This window comes from Mycolicibacterium sp. SMGY-1XX (assembly GCF_059132455.1).
On sequence record NZ_CP101139.1, the window covers coordinates 902171 to 919108 of the forward strand.

At 66.2% G+C, this 16938-nt stretch carries 20 protein-coding genes; 10 read left to right on the top strand and 10 right to left on the bottom strand.

Annotation, left to right across the window (positions count from 1 at the left end; genetic code table 11):
* Window positions 1-15: 15 nt before the first annotated feature.
* The 4 genes from NL241_RS04365 (at window position 16) to NL241_RS04380 (ending at window position 3005) form a co-directional block, all read left to right on the top strand.
* Window positions 16-1065 (top strand): substrate-binding domain-containing protein, encoded by a 1050-nt coding sequence (locus NL241_RS04365; RefSeq protein WP_494396870.1) that lies wholly within the window; start codon window positions 16-18, stop codon window positions 1063-1065.
* A 55-nt stretch (window positions 1066-1120) separates the two neighbouring features.
* Entirely contained in the window at window positions 1121-2170 is a 1050-nt protein-coding gene (locus NL241_RS04370; RefSeq protein ID WP_487696267.1) for a substrate-binding domain-containing protein, read from the top strand.
* A gap of 68 nt (window positions 2171-2238) precedes the next feature.
* Window positions 2239-2619 (top strand): nuclear transport factor 2 family protein, encoded by a 381-nt coding sequence (locus NL241_RS04375; RefSeq protein ID WP_487696268.1) that lies wholly within the window; start codon window positions 2239-2241, stop codon window positions 2617-2619.
* Window positions 2620-2693: 74 nt separating this feature from the next.
* On the top strand, window positions 2694-3005 hold the full coding sequence (locus tag NL241_RS04380) for a hypothetical protein (protein WP_487696269.1): 312 nt from the start codon (window positions 2694-2696) through the stop codon (window positions 3003-3005).
* Here the strand turns inward: NL241_RS04380 and NL241_RS04385 are convergent.
* Complete coding sequence (locus NL241_RS04385) at window positions 2987-3340, bottom strand: UBP-type zinc finger domain-containing protein (protein WP_487696270.1); 354 nt, start codon at window positions 3338-3340, stop codon at window positions 2987-2989. The genes NL241_RS04380 and NL241_RS04385 overlap by 19 nt on opposite strands.
* Before the next feature lie 69 nt (window positions 3341-3409).
* Between NL241_RS04385 and NL241_RS04390 the strand changes: the two genes are divergently transcribed.
* Genes NL241_RS04390 through NL241_RS04400 form a run of 3 tightly spaced genes read left to right on the top strand, consistent with a single transcriptional unit; the run spans window position 3410 to window position 5440 of the window.
* The gene (locus NL241_RS04390; protein ID WP_494396871.1) at window positions 3410-3850 is read left to right on the top strand and encodes an SRPBCC family protein; all 441 of its coding nucleotides are present in this window, start codon (window positions 3410-3412) and stop codon (window positions 3848-3850) included.
* A gap of 8 nt (window positions 3851-3858) precedes the next feature.
* Window positions 3859-4944, top strand: coding sequence for a CaiB/BaiF CoA transferase family protein (locus tag NL241_RS04395; RefSeq protein WP_487696272.1), 1086 nt, complete (start codon window positions 3859-3861; stop codon window positions 4942-4944).
* Window positions 4945-4990: 46 nt separating this feature from the next.
* Window positions 4991-5440, top strand: a complete 450-nt coding sequence (locus NL241_RS04400) for an SRPBCC family protein (protein ID WP_487696273.1) — start codon at window positions 4991-4993, stop codon at window positions 5438-5440.
* Here the strand turns inward: NL241_RS04400 and NL241_RS04405 are convergent.
* The gene (locus NL241_RS04405; RefSeq protein ID WP_487696274.1) at window positions 5424-6269 is read right to left on the bottom strand and encodes a formate/nitrite transporter family protein; all 846 of its coding nucleotides are present in this window, start codon (window positions 6267-6269) and stop codon (window positions 5424-5426) included. The genes NL241_RS04400 and NL241_RS04405 overlap by 17 nt on opposite strands.
* Before the next feature lie 14 nt (window positions 6270-6283).
* Complete coding sequence (cynS, locus tag NL241_RS04410) at window positions 6284-6730, bottom strand: cyanase (RefSeq protein ID WP_487696275.1); 447 nt, start codon at window positions 6728-6730, stop codon at window positions 6284-6286.
* Window positions 6731-6897: 167 nt separating this feature from the next.
* Here cynS and NL241_RS04415 point away from each other — a divergent pair, with 167 nt between their 5' ends.
* The 3 genes from NL241_RS04415 to NL241_RS04425 all read left to right on the top strand — a co-directional run bounded on the left by NL241_RS04415 (window position 6898) and on the right by NL241_RS04425 (window position 10707).
* Window positions 6898-7653: a helix-turn-helix domain-containing protein gene (locus NL241_RS04415; protein ID WP_487696276.1), complete on the top strand. Its 756-nt coding sequence runs from the start codon at window positions 6898-6900 to the stop codon at window positions 7651-7653.
* An 18-nt stretch (window positions 7654-7671) separates the two neighbouring features.
* Window positions 7672-8586 (top strand): LLM class F420-dependent oxidoreductase, encoded by a 915-nt coding sequence (locus NL241_RS04420; RefSeq protein WP_494396872.1) that lies wholly within the window; start codon window positions 7672-7674, stop codon window positions 8584-8586.
* Window positions 8587-8802: 216 nt separating this feature from the next.
* Entirely contained in the window at window positions 8803-10707 is a 1905-nt protein-coding gene (locus NL241_RS04425) for an HNH endonuclease signature motif containing protein (protein WP_494396873.1), read from the top strand.
* 4 nt (window positions 10708-10711) lie between these two features.
* Here the strand turns inward: NL241_RS04425 and NL241_RS04430 are convergent, their stop codons facing one another.
* From NL241_RS04430 to urtA, 7 genes are read right to left on the bottom strand one after another with little or no spacing between them, the layout of a single operon-like run.
* Window positions 10712-11398: an urease accessory protein UreF gene (locus NL241_RS04430; RefSeq protein WP_494396874.1), complete on the bottom strand. Its 687-nt coding sequence runs from the start codon at window positions 11396-11398 to the stop codon at window positions 10712-10714.
* A complete protein-coding gene (locus NL241_RS04435) occupies window positions 11391-11867 on the bottom strand; it encodes an urease accessory protein UreE (RefSeq protein WP_494396875.1) in 477 nt (158 codons plus the stop codon). Before NL241_RS04435 ends, NL241_RS04430 begins: the two co-directional genes overlap by 8 nt.
* A complete protein-coding gene (locus NL241_RS04440; RefSeq protein ID WP_494396876.1) occupies window positions 11864-12652 on the bottom strand; it encodes an urease accessory protein UreD in 789 nt (262 codons plus the stop codon). Before NL241_RS04440 ends, NL241_RS04435 begins: the two co-directional genes overlap by 4 nt.
* Entirely contained in the window at window positions 12649-13266 is a 618-nt protein-coding gene (gene ureG / locus NL241_RS04445; protein WP_494396877.1) for an urease accessory protein UreG, read from the bottom strand. Before ureG ends, NL241_RS04440 begins: the two co-directional genes overlap by 4 nt.
* 8 nt (window positions 13267-13274) lie before the next feature.
* Window positions 13275-14990: an urease subunit alpha gene (gene ureC / locus NL241_RS04450; RefSeq protein WP_494396878.1), complete on the bottom strand. Its 1716-nt coding sequence runs from the start codon at window positions 14988-14990 to the stop codon at window positions 13275-13277.
* 1 nt (window position 14991) lies between these two features.
* The gene (locus tag NL241_RS04455) at window positions 14992-15684 is read right to left on the bottom strand and encodes an urease subunit beta (protein WP_487696284.1); all 693 of its coding nucleotides are present in this window, start codon (window positions 15682-15684) and stop codon (window positions 14992-14994) included.
* Window positions 15684-16922 (bottom strand): urea ABC transporter substrate-binding protein, encoded by a 1239-nt coding sequence (gene urtA, locus NL241_RS04460; protein ID WP_494396879.1) that lies wholly within the window; start codon window positions 16920-16922, stop codon window positions 15684-15686. Before urtA ends, NL241_RS04455 begins: the two co-directional genes overlap by 1 nt.
* Window positions 16923-16938 lie beyond the last annotated feature (16 nt).

Here is a 16938-nt window from a genome sequence, read left to right on the forward strand (position 1 = left end):
TGGGAGATAAGGCACATGAGACTGGGAACAAAGATGTTCGCCATTGCCTCGGCCGCTGCGCTGGGGCTCGGGTTGACGGCATGCGGGGCTGGTGACGAGGCTGCCAACAGCGACACCACCCGGATCGGCGTTTCGGTGTACGACATGAGTTCGTTCATCACCGCCGGCAAAGAGGGCATGGATCAGTACGCCAAGGACAACAACATCGAGTTGGTCTGGAACTCGGCCAACCTGGACGTGTCGACGCAGGCCAGCCAGGTCGACTCCTTCATCAACCAGGGCGTCGACGCGATCATCGTCGTTCCCGTGCAGGCCGATTCGCTGGGCCCGCAGGTTGCCTCTGCCAAGGAGAAGGGCATTCCGCTGGTTCCGGTGAACGCCGCGCTCAACAGCCCCGACGTCGCCGGCAACGTGCAGCCCGATGACGTGGCCGCCGGCGAGCAGGAAATGCAGATGATGGCCGACAAGCTCGGCGGTCGGGGCAACATCGTCGTCCTGCAGGGTCCGCTGGGCCAGTCCGGTGAGATCGACCGCACCAAGGGCATCAACAACGTGCTCGCCAAGTACCCGGACATCAAGGTGCTGGCCATGGACACCGCGAACTGGAAGCGCGATGAGGCCGTCAACAAGATGAAGAACTGGATCTCCGGCTTCGGCCCGCAGATCAACGGTGTGGTGGCCGAGAACGACGACATGGGCCTCGGCGCGCTGCAGGCGCTCAAGGAGTCGGGTCGCTCCGACGTTCCGATCGTCGGCATCGACGGCATCGAGGACGGCCTGAACGCCGTCAAGAGCGGCGAGTTCATCGGCACGTCCCTGCAGAACGGCACCGTGGAGCTCTCGGCCGGCCTGGCCGTGGCCAACGCACTCGCCAAGGGCGAAGAGGTCAACACCGAGCCCGTCTACATCATGCCGGCCATCACCCAGGAGAACGTCGACGTGGCGATCGAGCACGTCGTCACCAAGCGGGCCGACTTCCTGGCCGGCCTGACCGAGCTGACCAACAAGAACCTCGAGACCGGCGATATCGCCTACGAGGGCATCCCCGGCCAGAAGGCTCCGTAGTACCCCCCTCTCTCACAACGTATTTCGCGACACACACCAGAAAGAAAGAGATCGAATGAAACTGTTCACCAAGATCGGCGCGATCGCTGGCGCCGGCGTGCTGGGCCTGGGCCTGACCGCCTGTGGCGCCGGTGACGAATCGGCCAACAGCGACACCACCCGCATCGGCGTCACGGTGTACAACATGAGCTCCTTCATCACCGAGGGCAAGGAGGGCATGGACACCTACGCCGAGGCCAACAACATCGAGCTGGTGTGGAACTCCGCCAACGACGATGTGTCCACCCAGGCCTCCCAGGTCGATTCGCTGATCAACCAGGGCGTCGACGCCATCATCGTGGTGCCGGTGCAGGCTGATTCGCTGGCGCCGCAGATCGCCGCGGCCAAGGAGAAGGGCATTCCGCTGCTGGCGGTCAACGCCGAGCTCAACAGCGATCAGCTGGCCGGCAGCGTGCAGCCCGACGACGTGGCCGCCGGTGAGCAGGAAATGCAGATGATGGCCGACAAGCTCGGTGGTCGCGGCAACATCGTGATCCTGCAGGGCCCACTCGGTGGCTCCGGTGAGATCAACCGCGGCAAGGGTATCGACAACGTGCTCGCCAAGTACCCGGACATCAAGGTGCTCGCCAAGGACACCGCGAACTGGAAGCGCGACGAAGCCGTCAACAAGATGAAGAACTGGATCTCGAGCTTCGGCCCGCAGATCAACGGTGTGGTGTCGCAGAACGACGACATGGGCCTCGGCGCGCTGCAGGCGCTCAAGGAAGCCGGCCGCACCGACGTTCCGATCGTCGGCATCGACGGTATCGAGGACGGCCTGAACGCCGTCAAGAGCGGTGAGTTCATCGGTACCTCGCTGCAGAACGGCACCGTGGAGCTCTCGGCCGGCCTGGCCGTGGCCCACAAGCTGGCCAAGGGCGAAGAGGTCGACACCAAGCCCGTCTACATCATGCCGGCCATCACCCAGGAGAACGTCGACGTCGCGATCCAGCACGTCGTCACCGAGCGGCAGCAGTTCCTCGACGGTCTGGTCGAGATGACCAACAAGAACCTCGAGACCGGCGATATCGCCTACGAGGGCATCCCGGGTCAGAAGCAGCCCTGACAGCCAACTGAATACCCCGCAGCGGGCCGGTCACCTTCGGGTGGCCGGCCCGTCTGGTTTAGTGAGGCATGCATCCTTTTCGTGCCGCCGTCGAAGCCGGCGATTTTGCTGCCATTCCGGCGATGTGTGCACCGGACGTCGTCTTCCGCAGCCCCATCGCGCACAAGCCCTACATCGGCCGCGACACCCTGGGCGTGATTCTGCAGGCCGTTTCGCGGGTCTTCGAGGACCTGACCTATGTGCGGGAGTTCGGCGACGACAACAACCATGCGTTGATCTTCACCGCCCGCGTCGGTGAGCTGGAGATCAACGGCTGCGATTTCCTGCACACCGGAGCGGATGGGCTGATCGACGAGTTCACGGTGATGTTGCGGCCTTTGAAGGCGGTCACTGCGTTCGCGGAGAAGATGAGTGTGGAGTTCGCCAAGGCCATGGAGGAGAACGCGTAGCGGACTACGCGTGAGTCCGTGGCCGCCGCGGCCGACGATCAACAGGTCAGTGAACGCCGGTCGAGGAGGCGGTGATGGCGACCATCGGCAGCGACCACCAGATCGTACGTCGCGAGTTGCGGGACGACGACAGTTGGCTGTTCACCGTCTGCTACACGGCCTACTTCACCGACGACGACCTGGGCAGGCGTTTCGACGACTCGGTGGCCATCCGAGAGTTGCACGGCCAGAACCGGATCGCGCAGGCTCAGCATCCGGTGACCTTCACGGCCACCAGTCCGAAGGTGTTCCGCAAGAAACGGATCGTGGTGCGCGGGGCGGCCATCGAAGCGGTGTGCGCCGAGATCCGGCTGCATGCGTGCCCGGCTCAGCCCCTGCGCTGTTGAAGCTGCTCGTACCAGTCCGACGGCACCCGCCCGCGTGGGCCGGGCACGGTCTCGTCGGCGGGCCGGGAGTCGGGAGCGGCGAGCTTCGGTCCGTCGTAGTAGTCGTTGTCCCGGTAGTTCCAGAACCAGTCCTCACCGGGCTCGAACGACTGGATGATGGGATGGCCGGTTTCGGTCCAGTGCGCACTCGCGTGCTTCTCGGGGGAGTCGTCGCAGCAACCGATGTGTCCGCACGCGGCACACCGGCGCAGATGCACCCACCAACCCCCCACCTGGTCACACTCCAGGCATCCGGTACCGCTGGGTGGGGCGGCCGGATCGACATCGGTGCTCATGGCTGTCGAGCCTACTGTCGATCGAGGAAACGTGACCCGGTCTCGGTCCGGCTCGCTAGTCTTCCGGCCATGGCAGTCACAGATTCGCGCGAAGTGGTCATCGAGGCAACCCCCGAGGAGATCCTGGACGTCATCGCCGACGTCGAGAACACCCCGAGCTGGTCGCCGCAGTTCCAGAGCTGTGAGGTGCTGGAGTCCCACGACGACGGCCGGCCCAAGCGAGTCAAGATGAAGGTCAAGGCCGCCGGCATCACCGATGAGCAGATCATCGAGTACACCTGGTCGGACACCGGGCCCAGCTGGACGTTGATCAGCGCCGGGGCGCTCAAGTCCCAGGATGCCTCGTACACGCTGACCCCCGACGGAGACAAGACCACGGTGCGTTTCGACATCTCCGTCGACCCGTCGATCCCCATGCCGGGCTTCGTCATCAAGCGCACGATGAAAGGTGCCATGGAGACGGCCACCGACGGTCTGAAGAAACAGGTGATCAAGCTCAAGAAGGGCTGAGATAACCCGTGACTCAGGTCAATTCGGGACCGCTGTCCGGGGTCAGGGTCATCGAACTGGGCGGAATCGGGCCGGGACCGCATGCCGCCATGGTGCTGGCCGACCTCGGTGCCGACGTGGTGCGGGTGCGGCGGCCGGGCGGGTTGACCATGCCGGCCGAGAACGTCGACCTGTTGCATCGCGGTAAGCGGATCGTCGATCTGGACGTCAAGAGCCGGCCCGAGGTGCTGTTGGAGCTGGCCGCGAAAGCCGATGTGCTGCTGGACTGTTTCCGTCCGGGTACCTGTGAGCGCCTCGGTATCGGTCCCTCCGAGTGCACGCTGGTCAATCCCCGGCTGATCTTCGCCCGGATCACCGGCTGGGGACAGGACGGCCCGATGGCACAGTCGGCCGGCCATGACATCAACTACCTGTCGCAGACGGGGGCGCTGTCGGCCATCGGTTTCGCAGACCGCCCGCCGGTGGCGCCGCTGAACCTGGTGGCCGACTTCGGCGGCGGGTCGATGCTCGTGCTGCTGGGAATCGTGGCCGCGCTCTACGAACGGGAGCGGTCCGGACGCGGACAGGTGATCGACGCGGCCATGGTGGACGGGGTCAGTGTGCTGTCCCAGATGATGTGGACCATGAAGTCGACGGGTGCGCTGAAGGATCAGCGCGAGTCCTTCCTGCTCGACGGCGGCGCCCCTTTCTACCGGGTCTACGAAACCGCTGATGGTGGGCACATGGCCGTCGGCGCCATCGAACCGCAGTTCTTCGCACAGTTGCTGGCCGGACTGGGCTTCGCCGACGGCGAGGTGCCCGGGCAGTTCGAACTGGATCGGTACGACGAGATGCGGGCCGCGTTCACCGACCGCTTCGCGTCGAAGACGCGGGCCGAATGGACGGCGATCTTCGCAGGCACCGATTCCTGCGTGACGCCCGTGCTGAGCTGGACCGAAGCGGCCGGCAATGAGCATCTGCTCGCCCGCGGGACCTTGGTGGACGTCGACGGTGTGCAGCAGGCCGCAGCGGCGCCGCGGTTCTCCCGAACCCCCGCGGGACCACCGGGCTCCCCGCCGCAGGACACCACGGCACTGGACGACATCGGCTGGTAGCGCCGAATTTGCTGCGAAGACACCCGCCCGTCACTAGGTTGGAGGGGTGGCGATACGGGCTTCGCGAGAGATCGTGATCGAAGCGCCGCCGGAGGACATCCTGGCGGCGCTGGCCGATGTCGACTCCATCCCGTCATGGTCGGCGGTGCACAAGCGCGCCGAGGTGATCGACCGTTATGACGACGGCCGCCCGCACCATGTCCGGGTGGCGGTGCGGGTGCTCGGCCTGCTTGACGAGGAAGTGCTCGAATACCATTGGGGGCCAAACTGGTTGGTGTGGGATGCGGAGCGCACCTCCCAGCAGTACGCCCAGCACGTCGAGTACACCCTCCAACCCGACCGCCTCACCGAAGCCACGAATGTCCGCATCGACATCACCGTGGAACCCGCGGCCCCTATCCCGCATTTCCTGGTGAAACGAGCCAGCAAGGCGGTGCTGGACTCGGCCACCCGTGGACTGCGGGACAGGGTCCTCGGCGTCAAGCGGGTTGTTTGACCGCTGGCAGGAACTCCTTGCCGCGACTGCGTGGCGGTTGTGTCTTGCCGTGGGTGGCGTAGATGACCAGGCCCACGAACGTCAGGCCGCCCACCAGATTGCCGAGCACGGTGGGGATCTCGTTCCAAACCAGATAGTCCACGACGGTGAAGTCGCCACCGAGCAGCAGCCCCGACGGGAACAGGAACATGTTGACGATCGAGTGCTCGAACCCGAGGTAGAAGAACACCATGATCGGCATCCACATCGCAATCACCTTGCCGGGCAGGCTGTCTGACATCATGGCGCCGACGACGCCGGTGGACACCATCCAGTTGCACAACACCGCACGGACGAACAGGGTCAGCATGCCCGCTGCACCGTGTTCGGCGTAACCCACCGTGCGGCCGTGACCGATCTCGCCGATGGCCTGCCCCACCGCGTCGGGGGCGACGGAGAATCCGTAGGTGAAGTAGATGGCCATCAGCACCGCGACGGTGAATGCGCCGGCAAAGTTGCCCAGGAAAACCAGGCCCCAATTGCGCAGCAGCCCACGGATTGTCACACCGGGCCGCTTGTCCAGCCACGCCAGCGGCACCAGTGTGAAGACGGCTGTGAGCAGGTCGAATCCCAGTAGGTGCAGGATGCAGAAGCCGACCGGGAACAGCACTGCCCCGAGTAGTGGTTCGCCGGTGTTGACCGTGATGGTGACGGCGAAGGCGGCGGCCAGCGCGAGGATGGCCCCGGCCATGTAGGCACGGATCAAGGTGTCCCGCGTCGACATGAAGACCTTGGTCTCCCCGGCGTCGATGATGCGTTTGGCGAGTTCTTTCGGAGTTACGTACGACATCTGAGTTTCTCCGGTCACCACTGGTAGGGCAGGAATTTGCCGTCGATCGTCACGACCACACGGTCGCCGGCGGCATCGGCCCGGCGTTCGAAGTTCACGTTGCAGTTGATGGCGCTCATGATTCCGTCGCCGAACTCTTCGTGGATCAGCGCTTTGAAAGCGGGACCGTAGACGTTGATCAGTTCGACGAACCGGTAGATGGTGGGGTCGCTCTGCAGCGACGCATCCGCAGTCCGGTAGGGCTGACGCTGGATCGCCGCGACCGTCTCGTCGCTGAGTCCGAGCAATTCGCCCACGGCCGTTGCCTCTTTGGCGGGTACGGGATGGCTGCCCAGCAGGGCGGCGGTGGTCCAGACGAGCGGCCGGTCGATGTGGTCGGCCAGCTTCTGCCAGCTGGTGCCGGTGGCGATCCGGCGGGCTTCGATCTCTGCTGTCGCCGGCGTGGTGGGGTCGTAAGCCATGAATCTCTCCTTTACGTGGTGGTTTCCATCGGATCGCGTCGAGATGGATCGCGACAACGGCAGGACGCGCACGCCATCCGGCATTTCGCGCACGAGTGCCTCGGGTTAACCAGGGCGTTACGGCGGGGGAAACGCCGCGCAACTCGACGCTCCTAGCGTCGGATCCCATGGGGACTGTCGACGCGGAATTGCTGTCCGCTGTCGTCGACGCCGCTCCCACACCGTTGTGGGTCATCGAGGCGGACGGCACGGTGGCCTTGGCCAACAAGGCGGCCGTCAGCGTGCTCGATTACGCCTCGGTCGGTGACGTGATCGGTGCTCCGAGTCACGACACCCTGCATCAGTGGCGGCCGGACGGGTCGCGTTATGCCTCGCACAACTGTCCGATCGTCGACCACCGGGGATCGCACGTCGGTTCCCATCCCGAGTTGTTCTTCACCCGCGTCGGACGTCCGATCCCGGTCACCTGGTCCATCCGGCCTCTCGGCGACGGCGGAGCCAAGCTGTTGTCGTTCACCGACGTCACCGAGCAGATGGCGGTCCGCAAGCGTGATTTCGGAAGTGCACCGTCACGCGCGGAACTGCGGGCGCGGCTGTTGGCCCATGTCAGCCTGAGATTCCGCGATCCGGAATTCACCCCGGCGGTGCTGGCCGGTGAATCCCACCTGTCGCTTCGTCTGGTACAGCAGCTGCTGTCCGAGGACGGCCGGTCGCCGGCCACCGAGATCCGGCGCAAACGCCTGGAGCTGGCCTGCATGCTGCTGCGAAGCGGATCCACCGTGCGCCATGCCTGCCATGCCAGCGGGTTCAGCGACGCCGGCACCTTCACCAGGGCTTTCCGCCGTCAGCTCGGCCTGTCGCCCAGTGAATGGTTGCGCAAGGTTTCGAATCATCCGGAGTCTGCGGAAATAGCGTCTCTGTGACCCCGGTTGCTCCCAAGTATGCCGACTGGAGTCGTTCTCAATCTGAACCCATCCGCCGACAACGCCGTCGATGACGCGATTGCGCAGGCCAGACGCGCCTACGACGCCGGAGTGCGCCAGCTCTGGCTTGCGCAGATGGCCGACGTCGACGCGATAGCGCTGGCGGGACTGATCGGGGCTGCCATCCCCGGCTTGGGTGTCGGGACGTCCGTGGTGCCGATCAACCCCCGGCATCCGCTGCTGATCTCTGCGGCGGCCCAGACCGCTCAGGCCGCCTCTCACGGGCAGTTCAGTCTCGGGCTCGGTCTCGGAGCGCCCGATGTGGAGAAGGCGGTGTTCGGGACCGCGTGGTCCAACACCGTCACGCGGTTGCGCGAACACCTCACCGTGCTGCGGTCCGTGTTCAACACCGGCGCCGTGGACTTCCACGGCAGTGAGATCGCCTCGAGCCCGCAGTGGCCGGTGTCCGTGGCCGGCGGCACCCCGATCCCCATCTACGTGGCCGCCATGGGGCCCAAGGCTCTGCAGGTCACCGGCGAGCTGGCCGACGGCACGCTGCCGTATCTGGCGGGGCCGCGCACCGTGGGTGAGTTCATCGTGCCCACCATCAATGCCGCCGCCGCCGCTGCCGGCCGCCCGACTCCCCGGGTCATAGCGATGGTGCCTGTTCTGGTGACCGATGACGTCTCGGCCGGACGAGCCTGGGCGGCAGAGCAATTGGCCTTCTACGAGACCATTCCGTCCTATCAGAAGGTGATCGCACGGGAGGGTGTTGACCGGGCCGCCGATCTGGCGGCGATCGGGACCGCTGAGGAGGTGACGCGCCAGTTGCGGCGTTATCTGGACGCCGGCGCCACCGATATCGCGGTGAGTCCGCTGCGGCGTGAATCCGGTGATGCCGAGGCGAACTGGGCGGTGGTCGCCGGGTTGTAGTGCGGGGGTGCCCGCCTGGGAGCGACTTTTCAGCGACGTCATGGTGATCGTGGATTCGGTGATGCCGGGGCGGACTGGGCGGTGGTCGCGGGGTTGTAGTGCGGGGTTGCCCGCCTGGGAGCGACTTTTCAGCGACGTGAAAGTAGTTCCGCTGCTTGTGTTCTGACCGTTTCCGCCGCGCCCGTTTTTGTCGGACCCGGTCGGTATGGTCGGGGCATGTTCCCCCAGTTGCCGACGATGATCGATGAGTTGCGAGGTGGCAGTGCTGCCGCCCCGGTCGTCGATGCCGCGGTGGGCTGGGCTCGGGTGGCCGCCGCCGCGGAAGCACAGCGGTTGGCGGCGCTGGCCGAGTGGGCAGCGGTGTTCCTGGCCGACGCCGACGAGGACGCCGGTTTGTGTGCCATCGACGCCGAAGACGATGTGGTGGCCCAGATGGGGATCGCCTTCGGCATCTCGGCGCGCTGGGCGTTCAACGATCTACAAGTCGGCGCGGCGATGCGGGAACGCTTCCCCCAACTCGCCGCCCTGTTCCATCGCGGGGAAATCTCCGCGCGGGTGATGGCCACCGTGGTGGAACGCACCTTTTTGGTGGTCGACGACCAGGCTCTGGCCGCCATCGATTCCGCGTGCGTCGAGGCCGCCACCACGTGCGGGTGGAGTGGGCTGTCGTACTACAAGTTGAAGAACGCCGTCGATGTGTGGGTCGAACGCTTCGACCCGGATGCGGTGCGGCGGGTGCGTAACACCGTGCGCGGGCGTGGGGTCACGGTGGAGCACACCGATGACAAGGCCGGCATCACCACCCTCACGTTGCGGTTGACCAAACCCGGCGGCGCCCTGCTGATGGGCAAACTGCGCACCATGGCCAAAGCGGTGTGCCCCAATGATCCCCGCACGCTGGATCAGCGGCTCGCCGATGCCGCCGAAGCTTTGGGCGCTGATGCCGATCACCTGAAATGCCTGTGCGGCTCCGAGATCTGCCCCGCGGCCGCCGACGACGGGGTGGCGTCGCGGTTCGTGGTGCACATCTACGCCGAGGGCGCCCTGCTCGAAAGCCAACCCGATCCGTTGATCCACGGCGAGGGGGTGTTCCCCGTCGGCCCTACGAACGTCACCATCACATACCCCACCAAGGACACCAAGCCTGCTGTCAGCCAGCCCGAGGACGCAGCCGCTGCGGAGCCCGACGCCGAGCCTGAGGTGGACGAGAAGACTGCGGCTGCGGAAGTCGACCAGTCCGAGGATGCAGCCGCGCCGAGTTCTGGCGACGATCCCGGCACACCGGACGGGCAACCGGCGCAGTCCGACTCGGACCAGGAGCCGCGGTGGTCGGCTCCGCGACACTGCGAGGCTCCTGCCGACAGAGAAGCCGAGCTGCCGGTCGCCGAGCCTGGTGAGTCCGAGTCAGAGCCCGCCCCAACAGCTCCCAAGACGGGCCCGGCGCCGGGGTTCATCCCCGGCTACGGGGTGGTGCCGAATGCGTTGATCGCAGCCCTGATCGCCGCCGGCGCCGAAGCCCGGCACATCAAGGCCCCGGCGGTCGACCCGACCGAGAGCTACCGCATCCGCGCCGCGGACCGCGAATTCGTACAAGCCCGCGACCTGACCTGCCGGGTCCCGGGGTGCGACCGCCCCATCCGCGACGCCGACCTCGACCACACCATCCCCTGGGGTGACGGCGGAGCCACGCATGCCTCCAACCTCAAGGGCCACTGCCGCCATCACCACCTGATCAAAACCTTCCGCGACGGCTGGTCGGAAGTCCAACAGCCAGATGGCACCGTCCTCTTCACCACCCCCACCGGCCACACCTACACCAGCATCCCGCTGAGCCGAATCCTGTTCCCGGGCGTGAACACCACTTCGGCGCCGGTGCAGCGGGGCAGCCCGAGAAAAGAGGCGGCCGCCGACAAGTCGGTGAAGATGCCGAAACGAAAACGCAGTAAAGCCAAGGACCGCGCCTACCGCATCGCCGCAGAGCGCGCACTCAACGCTGCCCACCGCGCCAGCGGTGGCACCCCCACGCACCGCGCGGCCATCCCCAAAGACGACTGGGGCCACCGCCTCTTCTTCGAGGAGCATACCCACCTCGCCGACTCCGATGAGCCACCGCCATTCTGACGGGTCAGCTGGCGAACAGCCGCTGCGATCGGGCCTCGTGACGCATACCGGCGATCTCGAGCTGAATTGTGGTGCTGGTGATTTCGGAGATCGGTCGCGCGCACGCCTCGGCAGCGAGAGTGACCACGGCATCAACCTTGCGGACCTGGATGCGCTGCGCCTCCAGCGGCCCCAGTCGACCCAACCGCACAGCGGCGCTCAGTACCGACGACAACGCCGACCGCAGCGAACCCAGCACGGCGGTATGCACTTCGACGCCGATCTGAGCCTGCACCGCCCCCTCCACCACCGCGAGATTCCCGGCGGTCGAACCACTGACCACCGCAGCGAGATACCCGTCGGCGGTACACAACCCGACCTGTTGCGCCGTCACCGCCAACTGCACGCCGGCAGATTCAGACGCTGCGCGGGCATTGCCGGACAACTTGTACGACGACAGCAACGCATCGAGATCACACAGCGACACCAGCGCGGGAGCGGCGCGCCACGCCGCCGCCGTCACCGTGGCATCGAGGGAAGCGACCCCGTAGGACAGGTAGTCCAGCGCAGCCGCTTCGATCTCGGCAGCGCCCGCAGAGGGGCGCTGCGCCAGCCATTCCTCGAAGCCGTTGCTGTGCACCATCCGGCCGGCGGGAAACGCGCTGTCGTGCAGTTGCATCCACAGCGCGAGTGCAGCCGGGCGGTCAGTCATGGGAGTGGGAGTGGCCGGCCGAGGTCCGCGACCAACCGCGGGCGGCCAGTGGCACATCGGCGACCTTGCCGGTGACGCCGAGGTCGGCCAGAAGATGCTCGGCGGCATGGGCACTGGTGAACAACGGCGCAGCCACCGAGTCGCGATCGATGTCGACCGGCGCGTGCTGATTGCCCAGCACATAACCCAGCAGCAGCATGCTGCGTGGGTCGTTCTGGTCGAACCGTACGGTGACAGCGGGCTCGGCGGGCCGGCGGACCACCACCACCTGATCACCGTCGTCGGCAATCACCGCGCCATCAACCAGAAAGGTGCCGCGCGGCATCAGAATCCGGACCTGCAGACCGCTGTCGGCGGTGACCAGCTGCCGTGGCTTGGCGGCGTCACCCCAGCCGATGTCGACGTGATGCCTACGTCGGCCGGCGAACTGAGGGTCGTCGATGGCGCCCAGGATGGTTTCAGCGTTCACGGCACAACCCTTTCTCGGACGGCGTTGAGCAGCATCTGCTGCGTGCGGTGCAGATCCGGTGCGTGATCGGTGGTGATCCGGGCCAGCACGCCAACGGCAGAGGGCAACTCGCTGGCGCCGCCGTGAACCGGAGCCCCGGAAAGTACACCGCGCACGTCGTCGAGTAGCGCGGCGGTGTCGGCGGACGGCGCCACCACCATCAACGTTGCCAGGTAATCGGCGTCCACCAGCCGCGCCGCCGACGGTGGTTCGAGCATCACGAGGTCGCGGGCGACGGTCCGTCCGGATACCGACACCCGGACCGTGCTGTCGTAACTGCGGTAACGGAACCGCTCACCATGGCCGATCCGGCCCGCCGCCAACGCCTCCCACCCCAGATAACATCCCCGCGCATCGACGCCGACATCCATCAGCTGTGTGAAGCGCGAACCGGTATGGGGGATGAGCGTTTTCGGCAGATACTCGAGCACGGCATCCCCGTCGACACGGAACTCGATCCGGTGGCGCGAGCCGAGTCCGCGCCCGGCGAACACCTGGGTGGCGGCCTGGGTGGTCATCCGCAGGTGAGATCCGGATTCGGCGTGCACGGTGGTGGTCAGGTCGTCGTCGGAGAAGGTGCCACCGCTGGGGCTCTGCACGCAGACCATCGCCGCGTCCGGGAACGCCTCATCGTGGTACAGCGGCGCCGTCATCCGCTGCGGGTACCGCTGCTGCATCTCGGCGGCACGGGTACGCCCGGTCCCGTCCACGACCACCCGCAGCGCGAGTGTGCCGGCGGCGATCATCGTGTGGCCGGTTCCAGCATCGCCCCCGTCAGCAGCTGTGACACCACATCCTGAAGGCCCTGGCCTGAGCGTAGATCGGTGAACACCGTCGGCTTGACGGGCCGGGCCACGGCACAGTCGGCCCGCATCCGGTCCAGGTCGGCGCCGACCATCGGGGCGAGGTCGATCTTGTTGACCACCAGCAGGTCTGCCTGGAGCAGCCCGATCCCGTTCTTGCGGGGGATGTCGTCACCGGCGCCGGTGTCGATGACGAAGATCCAGAAATCCACCAGATCGGAGGTGAAGGTGGCGGCCAGATTGTCGCCGCCGGATTCCACCAAGATCAGGTCCAGGTCGTCGAACTGTGCACACAGCCGGTGAATGGCAGCAAGATTCGCCGACGGGTCCTCGCGGATCGCGGTGTGTGGGCAGGCGCCGGTCTCCACGGCCAACACCCGGGCGGGATCGATGACGCCGCTGCGCCGGACGCGCTGGGCATCCTCGTCGGTCACCAAATCATTGGTGATCACCGCGACGCTGAACCCCGCCGTCGTCAGTTCGGGGACCAGGGACTCGACGAGCCGGGTCTTGCCGGAACCGACGGGTCCGCCGATGCCGATGCGTATCACAGACATGAGAACTCCTACTTGATCGAGTAGCGCCGGCCCAGCGGAACGCTCTGCATGGGCACGCTGTCGCACAGCTGGCCGTCCACCTCGACGCGGTAGGTGTCCGGGTCGATGGTGATCGACGGCAGGTAATCGTTGTGCAGCAGATCGGCTTTGGTCAGTGCACGGGCACCGCGGCATCCCACCAGCGGTGTCGAAAGGCCAAGCTTGGCCGAAAGATCCGACGACGCGGCCGCCTGGGCCACGAAGTTCACCGACACATCGGCGGGGGTCTTGCCGAAGGCGGCCCACTGCGGGCGATACTTCAGCGGCTCACACGTCATCAAGGAGGCGTTGGCCTCACCCATCACCGACCAGGCCGGAAAGCCACCCTTGAACACCACCTCGGGGCGGATGCCGAAGAACTTCGGCTCCCACAGCACGATATCGGCCAGTTTGCCCGGCTCCAGTGACCCGACCACATGGTCGATGCCGAACAGCCGCGCGGGGTTGATGGTCAGTTTGGCGACGTAGCGCAGGATGCGGGCGTTGTCGGCACCGGTGCCCTCATCGGCGGAAAGCGCTCCGCGGGTGGCCCGCATGTGTGAGGCCAATTGCCAGGTGCGGGCGATGGTTTCGCCGATGCGGCCCATGCCCTGGGAATCGGACCCCATCGCCGAGATGGCACCCAGATCATGCAGCACGTCCTCGGCGGCGATGGTCTCGCGCCGGATCCGCGACTCCGCGAACGCCACATCTTCGGGAATCCGGGGATTGAGGTGATGACACACCATCACCATGTCCAGATGCTCGTCGAAGGTGTTGAGCGTGTACGGGTTCGTCGGATTGGTCGATGACGGCAGGCAATACGGCTCACCTACCACCCGCATGATGTCGGGAGCGTGGCCGCCGCCGGCGCCTTCGGCGTGATAGGTGTGGATGGCCCGGCCGCCGATGGCACGCATGGTGTCCTCGAAGAACCCGGACTCGTTGAGGGTGTCGGTGTGGATCTGCACCTGCAGATCCAGCTCGTCGCCGGCGTCCAGGGATGCCTTGATGGCCGCGGGGGTGGCGCCCCAGTCCTCGTGGATCTTGTAGCCGATGGCGCCCGCCAGGCCCTGCTCGATCAGCGGCGCGGTGCTCGAGGAGCTGCCGTTGGCGATGAACCCGAAGTTCATCGGGAACGCTTCGGCCGCAGAGAGCATGCGCGCCAGGTTGTTCGGACCCGATGAGGTGATCCCGACGGTCACCGGCCCCAGGCCGCCGCCGATCATGGTGGTGACCCCGCTGGAGATGGCTTCTTCGACCAGGCCGGCGCTGTCGAAGTGCACGTGTACGTCGATGGCGCCCGCGGTGGCGATCATGCCCTCACCGGAGCGGATGTCGGTGCCGGCGCCGATCACCATGCCGGGGTCGACGCCGTCCATGGTGCGGGGGTTTCCGGCCTTGCCGATCCCGGCGATCTTACCGTCGCGAATTCCGATGTCGGCCTTGCGAATTCCGAGCACCGCGTCGATGATCAGGGCGTTGGTGATCACGAAGTCCAGTGCACCGTCAGCGTTGGTGATGTCACCGTGCACGGCCATGCCTTCACGCATGGTCTTGCCGCCGCCGAACACCGCCTCGTCGCCGTACACCGTGCTGTCGTGCTCGACGCGGGCCAGCAGGTCGGTGTCGGCCAGGCGCACCCGGTCGCCGGTGGTGGGGCCGTACAGCTCGGCGTAGCGGGCCCGGCTGATGCGGTAGGCCATGTCAGGAGCCCTTCGAGTCGAGGTAGCCCGCGTCGCGCAGCGCGGTGACGTAGGGCTCGGGTGAGCCGGTGGTGGCACCATTGGTCATGGCGTTCTGCCCGATGACCACCCGCTCACCGCCGTAGGTGGTCAGCGAGACCTCCTGCGTTTCACCGGATTCGAAGCGCACCGCCGTACCCGACGGGATGTCGAGGCGCTTGCCGAACGCCAGAGCGCGATCGAAGCGCAGTGCCCGGTTGGCTTCGAAGAAGTGGAAATGCGAACCCACCTGGACGGGCCGGTCGCCGGTGTTGACGACGGTGACGGTTGCGGTGTCACGACCCTCGTTCAGCACAATCTCGCCGTCCTCCGGCAGCACCTCGCCGGGGCGCACCGTGACCGGCCGGGTGCCGGGCCGGATCGCGTCGTGCACGGTGACCAGCTTCTGGCCGTCTTCGAAGAAGGCTTCCACCTGTACCGAGCCCAGCAGTCCCGCCACGCCGGGCAGTACGTCGTCGTCGGTGAGGATCTGGGCGCCGTGGGCGGCGGCCTCGGCGACGTTGGCCCCGGCCCGGGCGGCCTCGACCACCTCGTCGGCGATCAAGGCGCGTGCCTCGGGATAGGTGAGTGCCAGCCCGGCTGCCCGGCGCTTGCGGGCCAACTCGGCGGCCAGGAACAGCAGCAGCCGGTCTTCGTCCTTGGGTGTCAGATGCATCAGCCGGTGATTCCCTCGGCCCAGGGATAGCTCTTCAGGAACGGGTCCGGCGTGATCGGTTCGGGGGACTCCCACACCTGGTCGATCAGTCCGCTCGGTGCGACGACGCCGATGCGGGCCGTCTTGGTGACGTGGTGGTTCTCCCCGTCGATGGTGACCGAACCTTCGGGGGCGTCGATGGTGACACCGCCGGCCGCGTTCTGGATATCGGCGACTGTGAACGAATTGGCTTTCTCCACAGTCGCTTTCCAGAGGTACACCCCGGTGTAGGCGGACTCCATCGGGTCCGAGGTCACCCGGTCGGGACCGTACTTGGCCTTGAAATCGGCGACGAACTTCGCATTTGCCGGGGTGTCGAGGGTCTCGTAGTAGTTCCACGACGACAACTGCCCGACGAGGGTGTCGGCGCCGATGCTCTTGACCTCTTCCTCGCCGACGCACATCGACATCACCGGCATGGTCTCGGGCGTCAGGCCCGCGCTGTTGTATTCGCGGAAGAACGATGTCAGCGACGCGCCGACCACCACGTTGAAGATGGCGTCGGCGTCGGCGGTGCGGATCTTGTTGACGATGGTGGCGAAGTTGGTGCTGTCCAGCGGTACGTAATCCTCGCCCTTGATCTCCATGCCGTTGGCCTCGGCGTAGGCCTTGACGATCGCGTTGGAGGTCCGCGGGAACACGTAGTCGCTGCCGACCAGGTACAGCGATTTCACGCCCTGCTCCTTGAGATAGTCGAAGGAGGGGATGATCTGCTGGTTGGTGGTGGCGCCTGTGTAGTAGATGTTGGGCGAGGATTCCAGGCCTTCGTACTGCTGGCCGTAGTACAGCAGCGCGTTGGCGTCCTCGAACACAGGAAGCATCGCCTTGCGGCTGGCCGAGGTGTAGCCGCCGAAAACCGCTGCGGCACAATCGCTGTTGACCAGCTTGTTGGCCTTCTCGGCGAACACGGTGGGGTCAGAGGCGCCGTCTTCGCTGAGCAGCTCCAGCTGCTTGCCCAGAACTCCACCGCCGGCGTTGATCTCGTCGACGGCCATCGCGATGGCGTCGTGGATGACGGTTTCGCTGACGGCCAGTCCACCGGACAGGGAGTTGATGGAGCCGACGGTCACGGTCGGTCCGGAGGTGTCGGCGCAACCCTCCTGGCTGGTCGTGGTCTCGTCGCTGGCCCGGCTGCCGCAGCCGGCCGCGAGCACGGCGGTGGCCGCCAGTAACGCGACGGAAGGTCCCAGTTTTTTCATGTGTTGCAGCGTAGAA